This is a genomic window from Thiocapsa imhoffii (assembly GCF_016583985.1).
Lineage (GTDB): Bacteria > Pseudomonadota > Gammaproteobacteria > Chromatiales > Chromatiaceae > Thiocapsa > Thiocapsa imhoffii.
The window spans coordinates 60883-84489 of sequence record NZ_NRSD01000004.1 but is presented as its reverse complement, the minus strand read 5'-3'; the positions used below and the strand labels follow the sequence as shown (position 1 = coordinate 84489).

Annotated in this window: 26 protein-coding genes; 17 read left to right on the top strand and 9 right to left on the bottom strand. The window is 59.8% G+C overall.

Features of this window, described 5'->3' with window-relative positions; all coding sequences use genetic code 11:
- Positions 1 to 15: 15 nt before the first annotated feature.
- The gene (gene tnpA / locus CKO25_RS05610) at positions 16 to 429 is read left to right on the top strand and encodes an IS200/IS605 family transposase (RefSeq protein ID WP_200386941.1); all 414 of its coding nucleotides are present in this window, start codon (positions 16 to 18) and stop codon (positions 427 to 429) included.
- Positions 430 to 821: 392 nt separating this feature from the next.
- On the opposite strand, the gene CKO25_RS05605 is transcribed toward tnpA, so the two are convergent.
- The 4 genes from CKO25_RS05605 to CKO25_RS05590 form a co-directional block, all read right to left on the bottom strand.
- The gene (locus CKO25_RS05605) at positions 822 to 2033 is read right to left on the bottom strand and encodes a carbohydrate porin (protein WP_200386940.1); all 1212 of its coding nucleotides are present in this window, start codon (positions 2031 to 2033) and stop codon (positions 822 to 824) included.
- A gap of 96 nt (positions 2034 to 2129) precedes the next feature.
- On the bottom strand, positions 2130 to 2435 hold the full coding sequence (locus CKO25_RS05600) for a hypothetical protein (protein ID WP_200386939.1): 306 nt from the start codon (positions 2433 to 2435) through the stop codon (positions 2130 to 2132).
- Positions 2436 to 2445: 10 nt separating this feature from the next.
- Positions 2446 to 4980, bottom strand: a complete 2535-nt coding sequence (feoB, locus tag CKO25_RS05595) for a ferrous iron transport protein B (protein ID WP_200386938.1) — start codon at positions 4978 to 4980, stop codon at positions 2446 to 2448.
- Complete coding sequence (locus CKO25_RS05590) at positions 4967 to 5230, bottom strand: FeoA family protein (protein ID WP_200386937.1); 264 nt, start codon at positions 5228 to 5230, stop codon at positions 4967 to 4969. Before CKO25_RS05590 ends, feoB begins: the two co-directional genes overlap by 14 nt.
- 208 nt (positions 5231 to 5438) lie before the next feature.
- On the opposite strand from CKO25_RS05590, the gene CKO25_RS05585 reads away from it, so the two are divergent.
- Together CKO25_RS05585 and CKO25_RS05580 are read left to right on the top strand one after the other, a co-directional pair.
- Positions 5439 to 5867, top strand: coding sequence for a hypothetical protein (locus CKO25_RS05585; protein ID WP_242467440.1), 429 nt, complete (start codon positions 5439 to 5441; stop codon positions 5865 to 5867).
- A 29-nt stretch (positions 5868 to 5896) separates the two neighbouring features.
- Positions 5897 to 6703, top strand: a complete 807-nt coding sequence (locus CKO25_RS05580) for a DUF4198 domain-containing protein (RefSeq protein WP_242467439.1) — start codon at positions 5897 to 5899, stop codon at positions 6701 to 6703.
- A 111-nt stretch (positions 6704 to 6814) separates the two neighbouring features.
- Here the strand turns inward: CKO25_RS05580 and CKO25_RS05575 are convergent, their stop codons facing one another.
- The 5 genes from CKO25_RS05575 to CKO25_RS05555 form a co-directional block, all read right to left on the bottom strand.
- Entirely contained in the window at positions 6815 to 7153 is a 339-nt protein-coding gene (locus CKO25_RS05575; RefSeq protein WP_200386936.1) for a TusE/DsrC/DsvC family sulfur relay protein, read from the bottom strand.
- A gap of 248 nt (positions 7154 to 7401) precedes the next feature.
- A complete protein-coding gene (gene cas6 / locus CKO25_RS05570) occupies positions 7402 to 8103 on the bottom strand; it encodes a type I-MYXAN CRISPR-associated protein Cas6/Cmx6 (protein ID WP_200386935.1) in 702 nt (233 codons plus the stop codon).
- 19 nt (positions 8104 to 8122) lie between these two features.
- A complete protein-coding gene (locus tag CKO25_RS05565; protein ID WP_200386934.1) occupies positions 8123 to 8851 on the bottom strand; it encodes a hypothetical protein in 729 nt (242 codons plus the stop codon).
- Positions 8852 to 8873: 22 nt separating this feature from the next.
- The gene (locus CKO25_RS05560; protein ID WP_200386933.1) at positions 8874 to 9065 is read right to left on the bottom strand and encodes a sulfur relay protein DsrC; all 192 of its coding nucleotides are present in this window, start codon (positions 9063 to 9065) and stop codon (positions 8874 to 8876) included.
- Between the two features lie 146 nt (positions 9066 to 9211).
- Entirely contained in the window at positions 9212 to 10177 is a 966-nt protein-coding gene (locus CKO25_RS05555) for a TauD/TfdA family dioxygenase (protein ID WP_200386932.1), read from the bottom strand.
- Positions 10178 to 10660: 483 nt separating this feature from the next.
- Between CKO25_RS05555 and dsrA the strand changes: the two genes are divergently transcribed.
- The 14 genes from dsrA to CKO25_RS05485 all read left to right on the top strand — a co-directional run bounded on the left by dsrA (position 10661) and on the right by CKO25_RS05485 (position 23602).
- Positions 10661 to 11914: a dissimilatory-type sulfite reductase subunit alpha gene (dsrA, locus tag CKO25_RS05550; protein WP_200386931.1), complete on the top strand. Its 1254-nt coding sequence runs from the start codon at positions 10661 to 10663 to the stop codon at positions 11912 to 11914.
- 134 nt (positions 11915 to 12048) lie between these two features.
- The gene (gene dsrB, locus CKO25_RS05545; RefSeq protein WP_200386930.1) at positions 12049 to 13119 is read left to right on the top strand and encodes a dissimilatory-type sulfite reductase subunit beta; all 1071 of its coding nucleotides are present in this window, start codon (positions 12049 to 12051) and stop codon (positions 13117 to 13119) included.
- Positions 13120 to 13174: 55 nt separating this feature from the next.
- The gene (tusD, locus tag CKO25_RS05540) at positions 13175 to 13567 is read left to right on the top strand and encodes a sulfurtransferase complex subunit TusD (RefSeq protein ID WP_200386929.1); all 393 of its coding nucleotides are present in this window, start codon (positions 13175 to 13177) and stop codon (positions 13565 to 13567) included.
- 12 nt (positions 13568 to 13579) lie between these two features.
- Positions 13580 to 13990, top strand: a complete 411-nt coding sequence (gene tusC, locus CKO25_RS05535; RefSeq protein WP_200386928.1) for a sulfurtransferase complex subunit TusC — start codon at positions 13580 to 13582, stop codon at positions 13988 to 13990.
- A gap of 8 nt (positions 13991 to 13998) precedes the next feature.
- Positions 13999 to 14307, top strand: coding sequence for a sulfurtransferase complex subunit TusB (tusB, locus tag CKO25_RS05530; RefSeq protein ID WP_200386927.1), 309 nt, complete (start codon positions 13999 to 14001; stop codon positions 14305 to 14307).
- A gap of 28 nt (positions 14308 to 14335) precedes the next feature.
- Complete coding sequence (locus tag CKO25_RS05525) at positions 14336 to 14674, top strand: TusE/DsrC/DsvC family sulfur relay protein (RefSeq protein ID WP_093191068.1); 339 nt, start codon at positions 14336 to 14338, stop codon at positions 14672 to 14674.
- A gap of 75 nt (positions 14675 to 14749) precedes the next feature.
- On the top strand, positions 14750 to 15481 hold the full coding sequence (locus CKO25_RS05520; RefSeq protein ID WP_200386926.1) for a respiratory nitrate reductase subunit gamma: 732 nt from the start codon (positions 14750 to 14752) through the stop codon (positions 15479 to 15481).
- A 32-nt stretch (positions 15482 to 15513) separates the two neighbouring features.
- Complete coding sequence (gene dsrK / locus CKO25_RS05515; protein ID WP_200386925.1) at positions 15514 to 17046, top strand: sulfate reduction electron transfer complex DsrMKJOP subunit DsrK; 1533 nt, start codon at positions 15514 to 15516, stop codon at positions 17044 to 17046.
- A 148-nt stretch (positions 17047 to 17194) separates the two neighbouring features.
- Positions 17195 to 19159 carry an NAD(P)-binding protein gene (locus CKO25_RS05510; protein ID WP_200386924.1) on the top strand — a complete coding sequence of 655 codons (1965 nt, stop codon included), beginning with the start codon at positions 17195 to 17197 and terminating at the stop codon, positions 19157 to 19159.
- Between the two features lie 17 nt (positions 19160 to 19176).
- Positions 19177 to 19650 carry a sulfur reduction protein DsrJ gene (locus CKO25_RS05505; protein ID WP_200386923.1) on the top strand — a complete coding sequence of 158 codons (474 nt, stop codon included), beginning with the start codon at positions 19177 to 19179 and terminating at the stop codon, positions 19648 to 19650.
- Between the two features lie 2 nt (positions 19651 to 19652).
- Positions 19653 to 20450, top strand: a complete 798-nt coding sequence (gene dsrO, locus CKO25_RS05500) for a sulfate reduction electron transfer complex DsrMKJOP subunit DsrO (protein WP_200386922.1) — start codon at positions 19653 to 19655, stop codon at positions 20448 to 20450.
- A 21-nt stretch (positions 20451 to 20471) separates the two neighbouring features.
- Positions 20472 to 21722 (top strand): NrfD/PsrC family molybdoenzyme membrane anchor subunit, encoded by a 1251-nt coding sequence (gene nrfD, locus CKO25_RS05495; RefSeq protein ID WP_200386921.1) that lies wholly within the window; start codon positions 20472 to 20474, stop codon positions 21720 to 21722.
- A gap of 104 nt (positions 21723 to 21826) precedes the next feature.
- Positions 21827 to 23218 carry a cobyrinic acid a,c-diamide synthase CobB gene (locus CKO25_RS05490; protein ID WP_200386920.1) on the top strand — a complete coding sequence of 464 codons (1392 nt, stop codon included), beginning with the start codon at positions 21827 to 21829 and terminating at the stop codon, positions 23216 to 23218.
- Between the two features lie 69 nt (positions 23219 to 23287).
- The gene (locus CKO25_RS05485; protein ID WP_200386919.1) at positions 23288 to 23602 is read left to right on the top strand and encodes a HesB/IscA family protein; all 315 of its coding nucleotides are present in this window, start codon (positions 23288 to 23290) and stop codon (positions 23600 to 23602) included.
- The last annotated feature ends 5 nt before the right edge of the window (positions 23603 to 23607 follow it).

Genomic DNA, 23607 nt, shown 5'->3' with positions numbered 1-23607 from the left:
AGTATAATTTGGCCTATGAACGATATCAACTCGATTAGGCGCGGCCGGCATTGCGTTTTTGCGATGCATGTCCATTTGGTCTTTGTGACGAAATACCGACGCAAGGTTTTCGATGGCGACGCCATCACCCGCTTGCGCGCGATCTTCTCCAAAGTCTGCCTCGACTTTGAGTCGACCTTGGTGGAGATGGACGGAGAAGACGATCATGTGCATCTGCTGATCAACTATCCGCCCAAGGTCGCGGTGTCCGCGCTGGTCAATAGCCTCAAAGGTGTCTCGAGCCGGTTACTTAGACAGGAGCGCCCGGACATCCAGCAGCGGTACTACAAAGGCGTGCTGTGGTCCCCCTCCTACTGTGCTGCATCCTGCGGGGGCGCACCGATCGCCATCGTGCGCCAGTACATCGAGCAACAGCAGACGCCATCCTAAGCAGCCGGACGAGTTCACCGTGCGGCGCGATCCATCCCCGCCCTAGAAGCGACGGGGCTTTCCGCGCAACACGGGTAAAGAAGGACGCAGTCGTCTCAATGCGCACCGCGTCAATTCGGGCCATGACCGAGGCTCGTCCCGGCCGGCCCCGTCGGTCGAAGTGGGCTGACCATCGACCGGTTTCACCTCTGATGGGGGCGAGGCCGATGACAGGTCGAACGCGAGAGGTGGTTTCGGATGGGGCGCGCAGCGGAGACCCTTGATCAGTCGTACGCGCGGAATGTTCGTGATGCGGACTCAGTCATGTTCCGCGGTTCGCAGCGAATGTCAGCCAACCAGTCGCCGGGCGGCGCTGAATCGCCACCGACCGCCCGGTGCAACTCATGCGCGACTCACAACTCGGCAACGAGGCGCATGCCGAAAATCCAGCCGCTGACATCCTCGCTGGAGTCATACGTGTCGGCCATGTATTGAACGTCGGCGGTGATGGCGAAATAGTCGTTGAAGGCATAACGATAGTAGGCCTCGGCGACGTTGGTGTTGGAGATGCCGGTGTTGGCACCATCGAGGTAGCCGTAGGCCAGACCGATGGTGTCGGCCTCGCGTCCCCACAGGCTGCCGCCGAGTTGCAGGCCGCCGGTGTAGTAACCACGATAGTCGAGGATGTCCTTGTGGTCGGTCCAGGCGAGCCTGAGGAAGAGTCCGAGATGGTCCCCGACGGCCTGGTCGAATGACAGGCCATACGCCATGAGGTTGGTCTTCCGCGCCGGACCCTCGACGGCGTCGTGATCGGATAAACCGTTGAGTTCATCGAGATCGTCACGCTCATCGACGTGCTCGGACTCACCGAATGGCCGGAAGAAGGCGTTCGATGTGCCGACGATGACAGCGCGGTAGTTGCCCTCGCCAAGCGCGCTTTCGAGGCGATAACCGAACTGTGCGCCCCAGAAATTATAATTGTTGCCGTCGTCGTTCTCGCCGACGTTCATTGCCGTGGCCTTGATCTCCCAGTTGCCGAGGGCCAGCTCGAGCGCGGCGCCGGCGTCGTAGGAGGGCAGGCCGAAGCCGCCGGTGTTGACGAAGGCTTCGTTCATGAACTGCGTGAATTCATCGTTGGCGTAGGCATTCTCATCGAGATAGCTGGTGGTGTCGATGATGCCGAAGGTCGCCCCGAGACTGTTCTCCTCGCCTAACGAGAAGGTGTGTTTGTACCAGGCTTGCAGCAGGTAATCACGTCCACGACCATTGATGTCCTTCAAGTCGTCCTCGAGATCGACCGCCCAGGGCGCAAGCACAAAGGGCGACACCTCGTTCAAGCCATTGTCGACCGCGAAACCGAACAATGCATAGAATTCATCACGATCAGTGGGGCGCAGACTCATCTCCAGCTGAAACGGCATGCCGCTACGGCAGGTATTGCCCGCCTCGTCGTTCAGGCCGCCGAGCCCTTCCTGGCACTGACCACCGGCGCCCAAGACCGCGCCGATCGAGAACTGATCCGTCACGTCATAGGCCTGCAGTGGGAGGGCGAGGCCACCGAGGATGCTGGAGGCGAGCGTCGCGATCGCGGCGCGATGGCGAGGGGTGGGGCAACGGGGTGACATGACGGGATCTCCAATTAGATAATAATCGTAACGATTCGCATTTATATATCGAAGGGGAGACCAAGTAAAGCGGATTCGCCCTCAAATCGAGTGGTCTTAATCCGGCGCCTTGCCGCCAGACTGGTCCCGAGCTGCGACGCCAGGCTCAAGGCGCACCTCAACCCCCTTGCCCCGACGCAGTGCGGAGCAGAGGTTGGGATCGCAGGAGTTCGCCTCGCCGCAGTCGGCACACCGGCCACGTCCCTTCCAGAGTTTGTGGTAGAGATAGTAGAGCGCGATCAGCACGATCGCACCCGTGAGGGTGAGATCACCCCAGCCGAAGTGGTGCTCCGCGGAGACGGTCGTGGGGGCGGGTTGGAGGGTCAGGGACGCGCCCTGGCCCGCGAACTCGGGGTTGCTCATGACGCACCTCTCAGCCGCGCGACGCAGCCCGTGCCAGCAGTCCTTCTGGCGCCTGGGGGCGGGATCGCCCACTCAAGAGACCGACCAGGATCAGCAAGGCCAAGGCACTGAAATAAACCGCTGTCATCATCTGGAGTCCGGTCGCACCGGTTGCCAACCCAACGCTGTGGACCGCACTCGCCACCGTGAGTCCGAGCGCGGTCGGGAAGGCGATCGAGAAGAGCATCCAGGCGTAGGAATTGGTCTGGACCTTCACCATGATGGTCGTCGCCAAGCAGGGAGGATAGAGCGCGAAGAAGAGAATGAGTGAGACGGCGAGCAGGGAGGTCGCGCCCGCGTCGCGGGTCGCCGCACCCATGCGTTCCTCCAGGCTCGCGTTGGTATCGGCATCTTGTTGGAATAAGACGCCGAGGGTGGCGACGCTGCTCTCGCGCGCGGCAAAGGAGGCGAGGAGCGCGACATTGATCTTCCAGTCGAACCCAGCGAACTGGGTCAGGGGTTCGAGTCCGCGGCCGATGCGGCCCAACACCGAATGGACGATGGTCTCCTCGCGCAGTTCACGACGCAGCGTGGTGCGGGTGCTGGCGAGCGCGCGCAACGCGCGACTGGCTGCACGGGCGTCCTGATCCCCCGCGGGTGGTGTGACGAAGGGGTGGAACTCTGGGTTGCGGGCCTGGAAGCGTGCCTCAACGGCCTGGGACGCCGCCTGGCTTTTGGCGTTGAGCTTGGCGCGGCGATAGTCGTCGTAATAGTTGACCAGATCGGTGAGTGTCGCGTCCTGGAGTGCCGCGAGGTAGGGGTTGCCCGCGAGTGCGTCCTGAAAGAGCGCGACAGCGGCGTGACCGCGTTGCTCGAAATGAGCCTTGCGCTCGCTCGTGAGCCCCGGGAACTGCAACAGCGTGAAGACCACGACCGCGACGGCAAGCACGATGGTGCCCACCTTCTTGACATAAATCCAGGTTCGGTCAACGGCGCGACGCAGGACTGAGCCCAGGGTGGGCGCATGATAACGCGGTAACTCCATGACAAAGGGGGCTGTTTCCTGTCCGCGCAGAACCGTGACGGTGAGCAGCTTGGCGACCAGCAGGGCAAAGATGATGGTCATGGTGGAGATATAGAACATCATCAGTGTCTTGCCCTCGACAAAGAAGATGCCGAGCAAGAGGGTGTAGAGCGGGACCTTCGCCAGGCAGTTCATGAAGGGAACGCTGAAGATGGTGGCCATGCGCGCACGATGATCCGGGATCCCCTTGGTTGCCATCACACCGGGCACGGCGCAACCGCCCGCGAAGACCCCGCCGAGGATCAGGGGCAGCGTACTCTGGCCATGGAGCCCGAAACGGTGCAGCACCTTGTCCAGAATGAAGGCGATTCGCGCCATGTAGCCCGAGTCCTCGAGGATGGCGATCAGGGCGAAGAGGATCAGGAAGATGGGGACATAGTTCAGGAGGGTGTTTGCGGAATCCACCAACCAGAGACCCAGTGCGCGCACGTAGGGATCGACGAGGAACCCCGCACTGGGCAGCAGACTCGCGATCACTTCCCTGAATGCGGCCAGCAGCGGCCAGGTGTAGGTGGTCAACTCGTAGCCCCAAACGATCGAGATCTGATAGATGAGGAAGACCGTCAGGATCAGAAAGAGCGGCGCGCTCCAGCGATTGAGGATAACGCGGTCGATCCGCTCGGTGAGGGTCGGACTCCCATCGGAAGTCTCGCGCAGGGTGCGCTCAAGGAAACGGGCAATCACCCGGTCACGACAGGCGACGATCTGATCGGTGACATCGAGTCCATGCGCGGCCTCGAAGGCAGCGCGCATCAGCGCGGCACGCTCGAGTAGGGCATCGGCGTCAGTGGTCAGGAGGCGCGTATGAATCCACTTCACAGCCTGCTCGTCCCCTTCCAACAGCTTCAGCGCGAGCCAACGGCTGGGAAATGACTCCAGGCCCGGTGAGCGGGCGATGAGTTCGGCGAGTTCGACGACCTCGGGTTCGAGATCGCCGTAGCGCACCAGAATCTCCGCTTCCCGCCCCGCATCCTGCTTCGCACGCGCTTGCGCACGGATCACTTGCCGCAGGCGGTCGCGACCTTCCGTCTTGCGCCCGATGGTGGGCACCACCGCCACGCCGAGCAGCCTGCCGAGCTGCTCTTGATCGATCTGGGCGCCAAGACGCTCGGCGACGTCCATCATGTTCAGTGCGAGCACCACCGGCAATCGCATCTCAAGTAACTGCAGCGTGAGATGCAGCGAGCGACGCAGGTTCGAGGCGTCTACCACGTTGAGGACCAGGTCTGGTGATTCCGAGATCAGAAAATCGCGCGCGACCCGTTCCTCAAGTGAGAAGGAGGTGAGGCTGTAGGTGCCCGGGAGATCAACGGTCCGCACGCGGCCGCTCGGGTCGCGATACTCGCCGTACTGTTTGTCCACCGTGACGCCTGGATAGTTGGCGACATGTTGGCGGGCGCCGGTGAGGAGATTAAAGAGCGTCGACTTGCCGGCGTTCTGCTGACCGGCCAGGACCACCAGGAGATCGTCAGGACGCGTCATCGAAGACCTCGATGAAAGCCGCCTCGGCACGTCGCAGCGCGATGTGCGTTGCCGCGAGCTTGATCTGGACCGGGTCGTCGAATGGCGCGCTGCGGACCATCTCGACCTCGACGTTTGGCATCAGGCCGAGGTCCATCAGACGTTGGCGGACCGCGCCACGTGCGTGATGGCGGCGGATGCGCGCGCGCTGGCCGCTGCGGATGTCATTTAAGGTCGGGACCAGTAAGGGGAGGCGGACGGGCGATGGCATGGTGAGGCGCCGTACAAGAGAGCGATGGACGTTGAGCGTTCGCGGCGCCCCGGTGGACGCATCAGCGATCAGACTGAATTCGAGCTCGAGTCTAGTCGCGGAATGCGGAGAATGCAAATGCGAACGAATCCTACTTGCAAAAAGAAAGGGGTCTCGCTAGTCTGCAACCAGACGGCCACATCGGTCCTGACGTCGGAGATCACGCACCATGACATGCCCCTTCGTGACGGTTGGCCTGGCGCGCTGCGATCCGCGCGTCCCCGAGCAGGCCTTGGTGTCACAGTCCGATCCCTCCATAGCGATCGTAAGGAGAATTGCGTTGCATCCGTTGCGTTCCATCCTGTTTGGCGCTGCCGCCTTGGTCTGGTGCTCATCCGCCTTCGCGCACACCCCCTTGTGTGCCTGTTATGACAATGGCGACGGCACCGTGCTCTGTGAAGGTGGCTTCTCGGATGGCTCGTCGGCGGCGGGCGTCACCGTGCGGTTGCTGGATGCCGAGGGTGGTGTGGTGCTCGAGGGCCAGATGAACGAGAACAGCGAGTTCGAGTTTGAGAAACCGGACGGCGCGTATCGGGTTGTCTTCGATGCGGGTCCCGGACACCTGATCGAAATCGCCAGTCAGGCGATCTTCCAATGACTTTGATGTGACGATCGACGAGGAATCTCATGATGAACCATGTCACGATGACATCCGTTGCCGTTCCCGCCGCGCTGCTGGCGGTGGCCCTGAGCGGTTCGGCGCAGGCTCATTTCCAGTTGCTCTATACCCCGAATACCATGCTGGATACGCCAGGAGATGTGCCCCTGCGACTGGTCTTCGCCCATCCGATGGACAATGGCCATGTTATGGACATGGGTGAGCCCGTGGAACTATTCGTGGTCTTCCGCGGCGAGAAGACCGACCTCGCCGACGCGCTGGAACCCGTGAGCTGGACGGGGGCACACAATCAGGCCACGGCCTACGCGCTCGACTACCGAGTGACGCGCAATGGGGATTATGTCTTTGCCTTGATCCCGTCGCCCTACTTCGAGGCGTCGGAGGACGCCTACATTCAGCAGATCACCAAGACGTATCTCAACAAGGGTGCCATGCCCACCGGCTGGGATGAACCGCTCGGTTTGCCAACCGAGATCGTTCCCCTGAACAAGCCATATCAGATCCTGGCGGGTGGAACCTTTAGTGGTCAGCTGTTGAGCGAGGGTGAGCCTGCCGCGGGGGTGGAGTGCGAGGTCGAATGGCTCAACACGACCATTGATGTGGCCGCGAATGCCTTTGGTGCCGAAACGCGGATGGCCGCGCCGCCAACTCCGATCGTGACGCGCACGGATGCCAATGGTGTCTTCACGTTTGGGGTTCCGAAACCTGGGGTGTGGGGCTTCGCTTGCTTGGGTTCTGGACCTGTCACCGAGTTCGATGGCAAGGAGTTATCGCAGGATGCCGTGATCTGGGTGAACGCCATCGCCTTAGAATGATCTCACTGTGCGCTCACGCGATGGCAAGGCAAGGATCTTGACTTCGCGGACGCCGACCTGATGGCCGCTTCATTCAGTAGCCGGGGAATGGACACTCCCCGGCACAGATCCTCAATAACCGCCCTTGCGCATGACTTCGGGCAGACCCGCAATACGGTTGCCCTGCTTGGTCGGTGCCAAGGGGAAGAGCGTGTAGAGATCCTTGCTGGTGGGCTTCGAGCCCCATTTCTTGCCCATCTCCTTGAGGACCACCCGTTCCATGGGTTGATGCTGTGCGTTGTTGTAGTACTCGTCGCGTAGATAGTTGATCACGTCCCAGTGCTTGTCGGTCAAGGTGATCCCTTCGATCTCGGCGAGCTTCAACGCAACCTCCTCGGTCCACTCCGAAATCTCCTGGAGATATCCGCTCGGGGTGGTTTCGATCGTCTTGCCATTGACCTCGATGGCCATGCTTGCTCCTCTCGTCTGTCAGTTTTCATAGGGACGGGCCGCTGACCGCACCGCCACGATTGGGTTCTGTTGCAAACCGTGCTCATCGAGGCCGGTGATCACCGGCCTGGGTCCGGATTCCGTCGCTCGGATTCCATTGCAAGGAGAACGGTTTGAACATCATAATTTTATGATGTTGTGATAGAGGCGTCACATGCTTTTTTGATGTTCGCCGCAACCGCCGCGCGACCCGATGCCGGCCTCGTCCTTCAGCCCTCCGCCGGCTTGATCGCATCAATGCCTTTGTGAGGGATGAAGATACCGCACCCAAGAAGCGGCTGACGGCCGAGTCCCTGTTGCTGGAGCCGGATCGACTCCTCGAGCGTGAGCCCGGCAACCAGCAGACTGCGGGTTGGAAGGGGGCCTTGCGGGGTGGCGATAGGGTGGGTCTTCCCGCAGAGCGCCTTGCGGAGGCGAATGCCGCGGTTTCCCAGAGCCTGGGCCGCGGCCTCCAGAAAGGCACTCTCATCCTCAAGATCGGTTCCAGGTGCGAGGGCGACATAGCGTGCGAACAAGGTCGTCTCCTTGCACAAGGGCTTGAGCTTGCCCTCACCAACCGTCAGGGTCTCGTCACCGAGTCTGAGATGGGTTCCAGGTAAGTCGCTCAGGAGTTCAGCGATGCGGTGTCGCGGCACGCGGAGAACCAATTTGGTGCGGCGCGGGACCATGAGATAGGAGTCCGTGCCGTGATCTGGTCGTTCCCAGCCATTTTGTGACCCAGCGACATGGATGCTGTGCACGGCAAGTCCGGGCTCCCGCGCAATCCAGGGGATCGCCTCGGTGAGGCTGGTGGCCAGTAGGTAGGCATGATCGACCGGCAGGCATTTGCAACGCATGGCAAAGACCAGATCGCTGACATCATCCGGGACCGCGTCCTGCTCCGGATGTGCGTCATCATTCCAGAACTTCATCGTGGTGTTCTCGTTCCGTTCATGATCCCGACGTGAAGGGGAGTCGTTCCTGCAGGGCCTCCCGATCGAACCACCAATCGTCTTGCACCAGGACATCGACGACGTTGCGCAGCCGCACGAGGAACTTTTCGGGTTCCTTCAGCTCCAGTCGCTCCATCCAGGACTCAAGTTGCTCGGGCGTTTCAACACCGCTATGGCGCCGGGCGACCGTTCCGAGCAACTGCGTGGTGAAGAACATGAGATCTTCGCGCTGCCGATGTTGTGCGCGCACGTCGGCGATGAAGAGTGCCGTGGTGGCCGCAACCGCGGCACCATCGGCATCGTCCGGTGTCTCGTCGATCACGTGGCTGAGGAGTTCAACGGTGAGTTCCGGATCGATCGGGCAGGTGACCGCCAGCCAGATGCCTTGCCCGAGCGCGCTGATCGAATCGGGCTGTGCGGCCTGAAAGAGCACATCGCAGGCGTCGGCGGCCAACTCGAATAGATCATTCGCGATGAAATGGTCGAATGCGGCGCGCCCGAGTGGCCAGGCCTCGTCGCCACGCTCGAGACTCACAAGGGTGCGGGCGACCTGCAGCCGCGCATCGGCGAGCGAGTGCGCTGGCGCGTGCGCGCGCTCGAGCGTGCGCAGTTGGTCCTGTAGGGTGTTGAGATGGGATTCGAGCGAGGCGTTTTGCGCGCTGCGATTGATGATCGAGTCTGCGGCCGTGTCTTTGATCTGGGTCGCAAGGAGGTCGAACTGCTTCATTGGCATGTCCTATCGGCCGGTGTCATCGCACGAGTCCGCTGAAGGCTGCTTCGAGGCGATCTTCCCAGTTCTCCGGGGTGTCAGGGTAGGGCGGCTTAACGTCAATTCTGAAGAAGCGTTCGCCAGAGCGCGCAACGGCTTGGATGATGGGAAGAAGATCCTCGAAGGACTCGAGGTCTTGGTTGGAGACCAGGATTTCACTCAGTTTTAGCATGGGACCCAGAACTGCTCCGTTGTCGTGATCGTCGATTCAGGGTGCTGAATACCTAGGCGCGACGTCATCCGCGCCAGCGTGCAGCCGCCGCGGATCGGCGCTGATGCGGCTGAGGGCACAACGCCTTCACGCGCCGTCGGGGGCTCTCAGTCGGGCCCTCGCGGGGTGCCCCGTCGCGATGTGTCGCCGACGTCCAGTCCTTCGGTTGTCGCGATCCGCTCCCGGAAACGGATGCGGTAGAGCAGTCGCGCGCGGGCTGGGTCGGTATCGTCTTCGAAACTGGACCGGCAGTGGAGGACGTTATTCGAGATCAGTCCCTCGCCAGCCTGCAGCCTATAGTCGAACGTGAAGACATTCGGGTCTGAAAACAACCGATCCAGGGCCACTCTTGCGGCATCCATCTCGGGTGTATCGAGCCACTCGACATGTCGTGTCCGCGCGGAATAGCGCATGTGGAGATGACCGTTTGTCCAAGAGAACACGGGGCCGATGCTCGCGGGGCGCAGCGTGACCTCCGCATGCCGGTGCGCGGGGATCGTGAACGCGCGGGGATGCTGCAGGGCCGCGATGAAGTCAGGTGACTCGTCGCGCAAGCGCAGGTAAGCGATCTCGTGATCGATCATCCGGTTAGCGCCACCATGCCGGGCCGGACGGGCGCAGAATAAGATCCAGGATCCGACCTGTTGATCGGGCTCGTTATAGTAGCCGTCGGTGTGCCAGTTCAATGCTTGTCGGGTGTAGGGGATGAAATCAGCTCGTGACGGAGTGGCGTGCTCGGCGCTGATGCGAGTGGAGGACGATGGCTCCGCCGTAATGGCGCTAACCGCCCGTGGGTCGGCGAAATGATTGGCGTCCGAATGCCGTAAACCGAGTGCCGCGGCGAAGGCGATCATGGCGCTGGGCTCGACCTGGTCCGGGGCGGTGGCGACGATGGCCATGTTGTAGCAGGTCACGCGCGCCCTCAGCGTGGCGAGTTCGGCAGGCTCCGGGCGGGCAAGATCACGCACGCTCACCCGCAACTGATCGATGTCTGCTGGGTAGGCGCTCAGCTTGCGTGCTCGCCAATGATCATAGGCTTGGTTGGCTTGAGAGGGCTCGAAGGGGGCATTCAATGTCGGTTCACTCCTCGGGTCGTGAAGACTCTGCGGGATCTCAATGAGCAAAGCCGAATATTAGAGAATGTTGACTTAGACCCTGAGCACAGGTAGGATCTCCTGTTAAATTACTCAAGCATGCACGCCGCTCATCGAACTGGGAGGACACCCATCGCGGCGTCGGCATCCTCGTCGCCAACGCACTCGACACAGAATCGAGGCCTATCCCGAAAGGGATAGACGGATGCGAAATGGCCCTCCCAATCGTGGAGTAGCCGGCACGATGGCATGCCGTTAACGTGATGCCGGTCAATTGGGTCGCATGGATCATGCGAGCCGTGATGACAGGATGCCGTCGCTGCCCGGTACGGTTCGTGATGCTTCACGGAACTCCTAGGGCGCGCGGCCAGCCGGCCATCGCGAAGACGGCAGGTGCCGAGACCCGTGTCCTCGTCCACGATCCCTTACCTCACATTCCAGACGTTTCGGAGAGACAGCGCAATGACGATCGAGAAGCACAGTACACCGATGCTCGACCAGCTCGAAACCGGCCCCTGGCCAAGCTTCATCTCGGGCATCAAGCGTCTCCGCGATGAGCACCCGGAGCCTCGCATCAACGAGATGACCAATGACCTACTCGGTCAGCTTGAGCATTCCTACGAGACCCGCAAGGGTTACTGGAAGGGCGGAACCGTATCCGTCTTTGGTTACGGTGGTGGGATCATTCCGCGTTTCTCCGAGGTCGGCAAGGCCTTCCCGAAGTCCAAGGAATTTCACACGCTGCGCGTTCAGCCACCGGCAGGCAATCACTACTCGACTGACATGCTGCGTCAGCTTGCCAACAGTTGGGAGAAGTGGGGGTCGGGCCTGGTCACCTTCCACGGTCAGACCGGGAACATCATGTTCATCGGGACAGACACGAAGAATACCCAGCACTTTTTTGACGAGATCAACGAATACGGCTGGGATTTGGGTGGTGCGGGCCCTTGCGTGCGCACCGCGATGTCCTGTGTCGGCGCGGCACGTTGCGAAATGTCCTGCACCAACGAGCTGAAGGCGCATCGCGCGCTCGTCAACAATTTCACCGACGACGTGCACCGCCCGGCCTTGCCCTACAAGTTTAAGTTCAAGGTCTCGGGTTGCGCGAACGATTGTCAGAATGCCATCGAGCGCTCGGACTTCGCGGTGCTCGGAACATGGCGTGACGATATGAAGGTCGATCAGACCGAGGTGAAGAACTATATCGCCGAGAAAGGTCGCCAATACTATATCGACAACGTGATCACCCGCTGTCCGACCCAGGCGCTGAGCCTGACCGACGACAATGCGTTGGTCGTCAATAACCGTGACTGCGTGCGTTGCATGCACTGTCTGAATGTGATGCCCAAGGCCTTGCATCCTGGCGACGATAAGGGCGTGACCATCCTGATCGGTGGGAAGCGGACTCTGAAGATCGGCGACCTGATGGGCACCGTGGTCGTACCCTTCAAAAAGCTCGAAACCGAGGAAGACTACGAGTCAATGGTCGAGTTGGCCGAAACCATCATTGATTTCTGGGCCGAAAACGGTCTCGAGCACGAGCGCTGCGGCGAGATGATCGAGCGCATTGGTTTGGCCAATTTCCTTGATGGTATTGGCATCGAGCCCGACCCGAACATGCTGAGCCATCCGCGTCAGAGTTCGTATATCCGGATGGATGGCTGGGACGAGGCCGCCGAGGCCTGGTTCGAGCGTCAAGCCGAAGCGGGTCGCTGAACGAGCCCGGAACCCATACGACCGAACCGACCCGGCGCACGACACAGGCCCCGGCTGCTCAGTGCCGTGACCCTCGCGTCGCCGGGTCCCGGAACCTGGCTATACCTCAGAACTGAATCATTGGAGTCAATGCGATGGCAGAGATGCGCGAGCCGATCGAATCCGGATGCCCCGATCCGTGGCAATACATGCATCCCTTGATGCGCAAGAATTTTGGACAGTGGAAGTACCATGAGCACCCGCGTCCGGGTGTTCTTCTGCACGTTGCTTACAGCGGCGACAAGATCTGGACGGTCAAAGCCGGTACGCAACGCATCCTCGATGTGTTCACGCTACGCAAGCTGTGCGACATTGGTGACGAGTTCGCGGAGGGCTACGTCCACTTCACGCTGCGCTCGAACATCGAGTACATGGTGACCGAAGAGGCCAAGGTGCAGCCGTTGATTGATGCGCTTGAAGGCGCCGGTTTCGTCGTCGGCGGGACGCAAAACTCAGTGGCGATGATCTCGCACACGCAGGGCTGGCTGCACTGCGATATTCCAGGCACTGACGCCTCCGGGGTGGTCAAGGCCATGATGGACGAACTCATCGATGAGTTCCGCAATGCCAACATGCCGAACCGCGTGCACATCACCACCTCCTGCTGCCAGATCAACTGTGGCGGTCAGGGTGATATCGCGATCAACGTTCAGCACACCAAGCCACCGAAGATCAATCACGACTTGGTCGCCAACGTCTGCGAGCGTCCTTCCGTGGTCGCGCGGTGTCCGGTCGCGGCGATCCGCCCCGCGATGGTGAATGGCAAACCCTCGCTCGAGGTCGATGAGCGCAAGTGTATCTGTTGCGGTGCCTGCTATCCGCCCTGTCCGCCCATGCAGATCAACGATGCCGAGCATACTAAGCTGGCGATCTGGGTCGGTGGAAACCACTCCAATGCCCGCGGGAAGCCGACCTTCCAGAAGCTGGTCGCTGCCGGGATCCCGAACAATCCGCCGCGTTGGCCCGAGGCGACCGCGATCGTCAAGCGCATCCTGAAGGCCTATAAGGAAGGCGCGCGTGACTGGGAGCGTGTCAACGAGTGGATCGAGCGGATCGGCTGGCCGCGCTTCTTCGAAGAGGTCGAGTTGCCTTTCACCAAGTATCACATTGATACCTGGAGAGGCGCGCGCGCGAGTTTCAACAGCTCCTCCTACATCCGCTTCTGATCCGCGGTCAACCGAAACGCTCACCAGAGATCATGCCATCAGTCGAGAGGTCGACATGAAGTTCGCACTCCAGATCAATGAGGGACCCTACCAGCACCAGTCATCCGACTCGGCGTATCAGTTTGCCAAGGCGGCATTGGAAAAAGGGCACGAAATCTTTCGGGTCTTCTTCTATCACGACGGTGTGAACAACTCGACCCGTCTGACGACGCCCCCTCAGGACGATCGCCACATCGTCAACCGCTGGGCGGAGTTAGCCGAACAACATGATCTCGATCTGGTCGTCTGCGTCGCCGCGGCACAACGCCGCGGCATCGTGGACGAGGGTGAAGCGACCCGGAATGGCAAGGATGCCACCAATATTCATCCCAAGTTCCGCATCTCCGGACTCGGGCAGTTGGTCGAGGCGGCCATTCAAGCCGACCGTCTCGTCGTCTTCGGCGACTAAAGGAGAGTTGCGATGTCGGAAGTCGTGAAGAAATTCATGTACCTCAACCGCAAGGCGCCCTATGGGACCATCTATGCCTGGGAAGCGCTTGAGGTGGTCTTGATCGGTGCCGCGTTCGATCAGGACGTGAGCGTCATGTTCCTTGACGATGGTGTTTACCAGCTCACCAAGGGCCAAGACACCAAAGCGATCGGCGTGAAGAATTTCTCGGCCACCTACCGAACGCTAGGTGATTACGAGGTCAAGAAGATCTATGTCGATCGTGCGTCGCTCGAGGCGCGTGGTCTGTCCCCTGACGATCTTGTCGAGATTGCCTGGGAGGATTTTGAGACCGAAGAGGAGATTGAGAACATCGTCGAAGTCATCGACTCCGCGCGGGTGAGCGAGTTGATGAACGAATCGGATGCGATCTTCAGCTTCTAGGGGGCGCCATGAGTATTCTTCACACCGTCAACAAATCGCCTTTCGAGCGCAATGCGCTGGAATCCTGTTTAAAATTCGCCACCGATGGGGCGGCCGTCCTGTTGTTCGAGGACGGCATCTACGCGGCCTTGAAGGGGACGCGTGTCGAGTCCCATGTGAGTGAAGCCCTTGGCCGACTGAAGGTGTATGCGCTGGGGCCTGATCTGCAGGCACGAGGCTTCGCCGAGACGCGGTTGATCGAGGGTGTCTGCGTCGTGGATTATGCGGGTTTCGTCGATCTTGCGGCGGAACACGATCAAGTCCAGGCCTGGCTGTAGTTTTTGAAAACCTGATAGGAGAATGAAGATGTCAGACACGATTGAAGTCGACGGCAAGCAGTTTGCGGTGGATGAAGAGGGTTATCTCGCGAATCTGAACGACTGGGTTCCCGGCGTCGCGAATGTGATGGCCGCCCAGGATAATCTCGAGCTCACCGATGAGCATTGGGACATCATCAACTTTCTGCGCGAATACTACGAAGAGTATCAGATCGCGCCGGCGGTTCGTGTCCTGACCAAGGCGGTTGGGAAGAAGCTGGGCAAGGACAAGGGTAACAGCAAATATCTCTACAGCCTGTTCCCTTACGGACCTGCCAAGCAGGCATGCCGTTTCGCCGGTTTGCCAAAGCCGACCGGTTGCGTCTGATTCGGGCTCGGTCCGGGGGTCTCGCTCGATCCGCTTGGTCCCCGGAACATTAGGATCCATGGAGGTAACAGGTACATGTCGTTCCTGACGATGGTCTATGCTTCCCTGTACTACTTCGCTGCCATCGTTTTGCTGGTCGGCGTGACCTATAAGGTCGTTCAGTACGCTCGGACACCCGCCCCCCTTAAGATCCCTACCACGCCCGCGCCGACCACGCGCTCGGGTGTTGTATTCCGGATGACACGCGAGGTTGTCCTCTTCGAAAGCCTGTTCCGAGGCAATAAGTGGACCTGGATCTTTGGATGGATCTTCCACTTCGGTTTGCTCTTGGTGACGCTTCGTCATCTGCGCTACTTCATCAATCCTGTCTGGTTGCCGATCGAATTGGTTCAGCCCTTTGGGATCTACGGCGGCATCGCCATGGTGGTCGGTCTCGCCGGCCTCTGGGCGCGGCGTTTCTTCGTCGATCGTGTTCGCTACATTTCATCGCCTTCCGACCACTTCATTCTGGGTCTGTTGATCGCCATCGGTTGTACGGGTCTGTTGATGACCTTCGTGTTTCACACCGATATCGTGGCCGTGAAATCCTTTTTCCTTGGACTTTACGCGTTTGACCCACCACCGCTTCCGACCGATCCTCTGTTGCTCCTCCACCTGCTTCTGGTTGCAACACTGATGATCATCTTTCCGTACAGTAAGCTGTTACATGCGCCGGGGCTCTTTTTCAGTCCCAGCCGCAATCAAGTCGACAATCCGCGCGAGCAGCGACACATCGCCCCGTGGGCGAAGCGTCTTGAGCAAGACTAGTTATCACAGGTTACGCGCACTAGGGTTGAGCTATGGCTAAGGCAACGTTTGAAGTCCCCGAACTGAGTCAGTACATCGACGTGCCGGCAGTCATGCCTGACACAATGGCACACAGCATGCCCTTCGTGGCCAAACCCGAGATTCAGAACCCGCTCGGGTACCCAGGCGAACTGGTGGATGATTGGCAGGAGCGCGCGCTCGAGAAAATGGGCGATCTGCTTGGTCGCTACCGCTCACTGCGCGTCTATCTCGATTCCTGCGTGAAGTGCGGCTCCTGTACCGACAAGTGTCATTATTACCTCGGCACGAAAGATCCGAAAAACATGCCTGTTGGTCGCCAGGATCTGATGCGCAAGGTCTATCGTCGGTACTTTACGCTCGCTGGGCGGTTCTTTCCAAAACTCGTGGGGGCTGAGGATTTCACCAAGGAAGTCCTAGACGACTGGTACAGCTATTTCCATCAGTGTTCGCAGTGTCGGCGTTGTTCGGTGTTCTGCCCCTATGGGATCGATACGGCCGAGATCTCGATGGCGGCGCGCGAGATCATGGACAGCATCGGGGTCGGTCAGAAATACTGTAACGAGATTATCGGCAAGGTCTATAAAATCGGTAATAACTTGGGTCTGCCGGGCCCGGCACTTGCCGATACGCTGGAGGGTCTCGAGGAAGACGTCTTCGACGACACCGGCGTGCAGGTGCGCTATCCGCTAGACGAAGAGGGCGCCGAAATCTTGCTGGTGACGCCATCGGCGGATTTTTTCGCCGAACCACACGTCGATGGGTTGATCGGCTATGGCAAGGTGTTCCACGAGGCGGGTGTTACCTGGACGCTCAGTTCGCATGCCTCGGAAGCTGCGAATTTCGGCATGTTTATCGGTTCCTACGAAAACATGCGACGGGTCGCGCAGCGGATTCGTGAAGCGGCGATCAAGCTGAAGGTGAAGCGGATCGTCTTCGGTGAATGTGGCCACGCCTGGCGTGTTGCCTACAGCTTCCTCAATACGCTGGCCGGCCCCTGGGATTTTCTGGATCCACGCTACCCGGTCCCACAGCACATCTGTGAGTTCACCTACGATTTGATCCAACGGGGCCAGTTGACCTTCGACAAGAGTGAGAATGACGACAAGGTCTTGACCTACCATGATAGCTGCAACGTCGCGCGAGCCTCGCGCATGGGCGACACTCCAGGCGGTCAGTTCGATATCCCGCGCGCGATCATTCGCGCAACCTGTAACCATTTCTACGACATGGATGAAGACACCATTCGTGATCGGACCTTCTGTTGTGGCGGTGGTGGCGGCTTGCTCACCGATGACCTGATGGAGTTACGGGTGAAGGGAGCCAAGCCTCGTGTCGAGGCGCTCAATAATGTGATGCAGGAAAAGGGCGTGACGCACATGGCAGCGATCTGTGCCATCTGCAAGAGTCAGTTCACCAAGGTGCTGCCCTATTACGGCATGGAAATGGATCAAATCGTCAGCCTCCATCAATTGGTTTCCAATGCGATCGTTCTCAGTGGCCAGAACGAGGACGACGAGGAGGATGAGGCCGATGAAGCGGCCTGACGCCATCATCCAGCGATGATGCCGAGGCGCGGGATCGCACCCTCGATTCCAAGGGGGCCGCGGCGATTCACGGCACAGCAACCCGCGGCACACTGATACGAATCCCCTGAAGAGCGTTCAGGGTCCACTGATACGGAGAGTGATCGACATGGCGACTTCAAGCGATGAGATGAAGACGAAGCCCTCTTGGCGCCGTTTCGAAGACGGGCACCATACTTGGGAAGATCTGACCAATCAGATCTTCGCGCAGGACACCTCGCACAAGTGCCCAACCTACGTCCACAAGACGCCGCCGTGTCAGGGCAGTTGTCCCTCGGGAGAAGATATTCGGGGTTGGTTGCAGATCGTGCGGGGCATCGAAAAGCCACCGGCCGATGTTGATTGGCAGGAGTATGCATTCCGCCGTTCGACCGATGCCAACCCCTTCCCGTCCATGATGGGCCGGGTCTGCCCCGCGCCCTGTCAGGATGGCTGTAATCGGAACGAACTCGAAGACTTCGTTGGAATCAACGCCGTCGAACAATTTATCGGCGATACCGCGATCGAGCGGGGCTATCGCTTTCAGGCCGCAGGGGTCGACACCGGCAAGCGTGTGGCGATCATCGGTGGTGGACCCGCGGGGCTAGCCGCCGCATATCAACTGCGCCGCAAAGGGCATGCGGCCACCATCTTCGAGGCGAATGGCGAACTTGGTGGCATGTTTTTCTTCGGGATCCCCGGCTATCGTGTGCCCCGAGACAAACTGAATGCCGAGATTCAGCGCATACTCGACATGGGCCAGATCGAGGTACGCCTCAACACCAAGGTTGGGGTCGACATCGAGGTCGCCCAGCTCGAGAAGGAGTTCGACGCCGTCCTCTGGGCAATCGGCTGTCAGAGCGGTCGTGGTCTGCCGGTGCCCGGTTGGCAAGGCACGCCAAACTGCGTCTCCGGTGTGGCCTTCCTCAAGGCCTTCAATGAAGGCCGGATGAAGATCACGGCGGAGCGGGTTGTGTGCGTTGGCGGTGGCGACACCTCGATTGACGTCGTCTCCGTCGCGCGCCGGCTCGGTCATATCACCAAGTCAGGACCGAAGGATCTGCCTGAAACCGTGATTCACGACGGCTATGTGGCGCATGACGCCGCCATGACCGCCGCCGCCGAAGGGGCCGATGTCACACTCACCTCGCTCTTCACCCGGGATAAGATGACGGCATCGGAGCATGAAGTGCATGATGCGACTCACGAGGGGGTCACGATCCTTGACGGCGTGATGCCGCTCGAGGTCATGCTCGGAGACACTGGTCGCGCCACGGGTTTGCGGGTCTCGGATTGCCAGATGGTCGACGGGCGTCCGACCCCGGTCGAGGGCACCGAACGGATCCTGCCGGCCGATTTGATCGTCGCGGCAATCGGGCAGGGCGGTGACCTGCATGGACTCGAGGAGTTCGATAACGGCCGCGGCCTGATGAACGCGGATAAGTTCTATCAAGTCCCCAACAAACCGGGGCATTTCGTTGCTGGCGATATCATTCGACCGCATCTCCTGACCACGGCGATTGGCCAAGCTTCGATCGCGGTGGATTCGATCGATGAGTACCTGCGCCAGATCGAGCATCGGCGGCGTCCCAAGGTCGACGTCCATCACTTCAATCTGCTCGAGAAATTGACCGAGGCAAAACTCGCGCCCAAGGCATTCGTTCCCGATGCCGCTGGGGATATGCGCGGCACCGCGGATGCCGACTATGCGATTCACAATTATGAGGATCGCTCGGGCGCCGAGGTGATTCCGCACGATGAACTCTTCCTCGGTCACTTCAATTTTCACGCCCGCAACCTGCGCAAGGAAGAGGTCCCAAGTGCCGATGATGTCCTCGGCCATTTCAAGGAGCGGGTGATTGGTTTGTCGGAAGCCGAGGCCATCGACGAAGCCAAGCGCTGTATGAGCTGTGGCATGTGCTTCGAGTGCGACAACTGTGTCATCTTCTGCCCGCAGGACGCGGTCTTCCGAGTGGACAAGGCGAGTCGGACGACGGGCCGTTATGTCGACACCGATTATGCCAAGTGTATCGGCTGTCACATTTGCGCGGATGTCTGTCCGACCGGCTATATCAAGATGGGTCTTGGCGAATAATGACCCAGGAGGCGTCGATGGCAAAGGCCGTAGTGCGAGCTGGCCTCGTCGCCGTTGGTTTGGCTTGGGCGCTTATCGCCCAAGTCGCCCTGGCGGCCGAAATGAAGACATATGTCGTGGCGGGGTCCCAGGCCGCGACGCTCGATTCCTGTGTTGAGCCAACCGACATCATGCGGCGGAAACACATGGAATTCATCCAGCATCAGCGTGACAAGACCGTCCACGGGGGGATTCGCAGTAGCAAGCACAGTCTCTCCGGTTGTGTTGATTGCCACGTGCGGGACGAACCTGACGGGGAAGCGGTTCCGATTCATCAAAAGCAGGAATTCTGTGGGGCCTGTCACGCCTTCACCGCTGTGAATCTGAATTGCTTCGACTGCCATGCCGCAGTTCCGAAGGGACCCGGTGCGGCCCTGGCATCGAAGGCGGCCTATCAAGCTGTCGGCTTGGAGCAGTCCCCACGGGCTGTGAGCGATGGCAAAGAGCACTGAACATGACTGATCACCACGAATCGAACACAGGTCCAGCCGAGTGCGGACCCTCCCAACCGGACCGCAGAACCTTCATGGCCACGGCCGCGGGGGTGACGGCTGCCCTGGTGGCCCCTGGTGTCATCATGCACTCGGTGGCGGGACCGCGTACCGAGGCAGTCACGAGCGATGTGCGCTGGGGGTTATTGGTCGATACGGCTAAATGCGCCGACGGCTGTTCCGCCTGCATCGAGGCCTGTGACCGTGAAAATGGGCTGGATTTGCAAACTCAGCCGAGCGGTGCGCAACCTACCCGCTGGGAGAATCAAAAATCGGTTTGGATTCGAAAGGTTAAGCTGCAAGACAATCAGACCGGTCGGGTCACCAATCTTCCACTGATGTGCCAGCATTGCGAACATCCACCCTGTGTGGATGTCTGCCCGACAGGCGCGTCGTTCAAGCGCGCTGACGGCATCGTTCTAGTCGACCGTCATACCTGCATCGGGTGTCGTTATTGCATGATGGCCTGTCCTTATAAGGCACGCAGTTTCGTCCATGAGGTGATGTCAAACCAGCTCACCCGCGTCCCACGGGGTAAGGGGTGCGTGGAAAGTTGTACGCTTTGTGTCCACCGCCGCGATTATGGCGAGGAATCGACCGCATGTGTCGATGCCTGCCAGGCCGCGGGACATGAAGCCATTATCTTTGGCGACCTCAAGGATCCCGAGAGTCCGATTCGAATGCGTTTGGCCGAGTTGGCCAGCCGTCAAATCCGCGAGGATCTCGCCCTCAACACCGGGGTCCGATATGCGGGCTTCTGATCGCGATCAGTGGAGTAGAGCATGAAGCGAATCGTCTATCGCGAGTGGCGTGTTCCACCGGCACGCTATTGGAGTCTTCTTGGGATCCTCGCCTCGGTGATCGGAGTCGCGGCTCTGGCCTTCGCCTACATGGAGCACGAAGGCCACTGGGTCACGGGAATGAGCAACTCCGTCGTCTGGGGCGTTCCGCATGTTTTCGCCGTCTTTCTGATCATCTCGGCGTCTGGGGCCTTGAACGTGGCGTCGATTGGGACCGTGTTCCGCAAGCCGCTCTATAAGCCGCTCGGGCGTCTTTCGGGTCTGCTCGCCGCGGCACTCCTCGTCGGTGGCCTGCTCGTCCTGGTGCTTGATCTAGGTCGTCCCGAGCGTCTCGTGGTCGCCATGACGACCTATAATTTCCGTTCGATCTTTGCCTGGAATATCTTTCTCTACACCGGCTTCATGGCGATCGTGATTGCCTACCTGTGGAGCATGGCCGACCGTAAAGGTGACCCCTACAATCGTGCGATCGGGATCGTGGCAACCTTTTGGCGACTCGCACTGACGACCGGTACTGGAGCCATCTTCGGATTTCTAGTCGCCCGTCAAGCCTATGATGCCGCGATTCTGGCGCCCATGTTCGTGGTGATGTCGTTCGCCTATGGCCTTGCGATCTACATGCTGGTCCTGATGTTCAGTTTTAAAGAAGACGACCGACCGATCGGTAATCGGATCTTGTTCCGTCTGCGCAATCTGCTCGGCATATTCGTCTTGAGCGTCTTCTATTTCACCCTGGTTTACCATCTGACCAAACTCTACGGCGCAAAAAATTACGATTTGGTGGGTTGGCTGTTGCTCGATGGCGGAATCTATACCTTTTTGTTCTGGGTGGGTTGGGTGCTCATCGGGGGGTTGATTCCACTTGGCATCATCTATCATCCGATTCATGGTCGGGATCGGAATTGGATCGCGGCGGCATGTGGCCTTGTCATCGTGGGCGGACTGTCCAGTCTCTATGTCATCATCATCGGGAGTCAGGCCTATCCGATTCAGATGTTCCCGGGACAAACCATCCTAGAGTCGGGATTTTTTGATGGGGTTCAGGGCGCGGCCTCGTCTTATAGCCCTAGGATCCCCGAAGTCCTGCTTGGCTTCGGCGGGGTTGCGGTGGCACTCTTGGTGACCGCGGTGGGGGTTCGCGTGTTGCAGTTTCTCCCCGAATCGTTGGCCGACGAGGTCATGCCACCCGACGAGGAGGCCAGCGGTCGCGCAGCGGTCGGCGCGCAGGCCTAGTTCCTGAATGAGCGGCTGTTTGGGCTGACTGAGTCTCTTTTAAGTCGGCCCCAGCCGTCGTGCGGGTCCTGTCCCGAGAGCGTGCGAGGTAGGCGTAAGACACGATGTCGCATCTGTATATCTCGGCGACGCAGAAATCATCGGGTAAGACGACCCTCTCGCTGGGCCTTGCCCGTGCCTGGCGCAATCGCGGATTCCGTGTTCAGCCCTTTAAGAAGGGTCCGGATTACATCGATCCTCTCTGGCTCACTCAGGCGGCGTCAAGGTCTTGCTTCAACCTAGACTTTCACACCATGGCCGATGCCGAAATCACGGAGGCCTTCGGTCGTGAGTTGGCTTCCTCCGACATCGGTCTGATCGAAGGAAATGTCGGGCTCTTTGACAGTCTTGATCCCGCGGGCCGACACAGCAACGCGGAACTGGCAAAGTTACTGCACTCGCCGGTGGTGCTGGTGATTAATTGTCATGGGATGGGACGCGGGATCGTCCCACTCTTGTTGGGATTTCGCGCCTTTGACCCCGCCTTGAACCTCGCTGGGGTCATCCTCAACAAAACCGGCGGGGCGCGACATGCCGGCAATCTCATCGCGGCGTTGGAGTATCACAGCGACATCCCTGTCCTGGGTGTCCTGCATCGCGACGATGAACTCGAGATCACCGAGCGACACCTTGGCTTGATGCCAAGCACCGAACTCGACGCATCAGAAGAATGGATCGAACGGATCGCCGTGCGCGTCGCCGAGCAGGTCGACCTCGACCGCCTCGTCAGCATCGCTGAACAGGCCCCCCGCCCGCCGGTCGCGCACGCGATTCACGCACCCGCTCGCCACTGGAGTGGGCCTCTGGTTCGGCTCGGTATTGCGCGTGATGCGGCGTTCGGGTTTTATTATCCAGATGACTTGAGGGCTTTGGAGCAGGCCGGGGCCGAACTCGTCGAGTTCAGTCCCCTATCCGATCACGAATTGCCCGAACTCGATGCACTCTTCATCGGCGGAGGGTTTCCCGAGTGTCGTATGGCCGAGTTGGAGGCCAATCGATCGATGCGGGAGCATGTTCGTGAGGTCGTGGCCCAAGGGCTGCCGGTCTATGCCGAATGCGGTGGATTGATGTATCTGTGCGAGGGCATTCGCTGGCATGGCGAGCGGCGTGAGATGGTCGGCGTGTTGCATGCCGATGTCCAAATGCATCCACGACCTCAGGGGCGTGGTTATGTGCGTCTGCGTGAACGAGATGAGTTTCCATGGCCGAGGAGTGCGGCAACCGTTGCCTACTCACGCGAGATCCAGGCCCATGAATTCCACCATTCCGCCATCGTCTCACCTGACCCCGCCTGGCATTTTGGTTACGATGTCGTACGGGGCGTCGGCATCGACGGCGCGCATGATGGGATCATTCAAGGCAATCTGCTCGCCTGTTACAGTCATCTCCGCCATGTTGGGGGTTCCCCGTGGACGGATCGTTTCGTCGAGCAGATTCGACGTGGCCTCGAGACGTGACGTCCTGGTGTACCGTTGCTGACCGATCGGTGTGGGCGCGCGACCGATCAACAACTGAAAAGGTTCGACATGTTTAAACTGACGATCGCAGCAGCCGAACAGGTCGTGAAGGCCGCTCAGCAGGGTGGGACCGAAGGGATGTCGCTCAGGCTTGCGGCATACCAGATGCCGGATGGAGCGATCGACTATCGGATCGGCTTCGACGAGTCCACCGAAGACGATATTCGCTTGACTTGTGAGGGCGTGGAGATCGTGATGACACCCGAGCAGGTTCCCTTGTTGGATCAGACGACGATGGATTATGTCGAGATCGAGCCCGGTCAATTCCGCTTCATCTTTCTCAATCCGAAGGATCCGCATTATCAGCCACCGACCGAAGTCTGAGGACC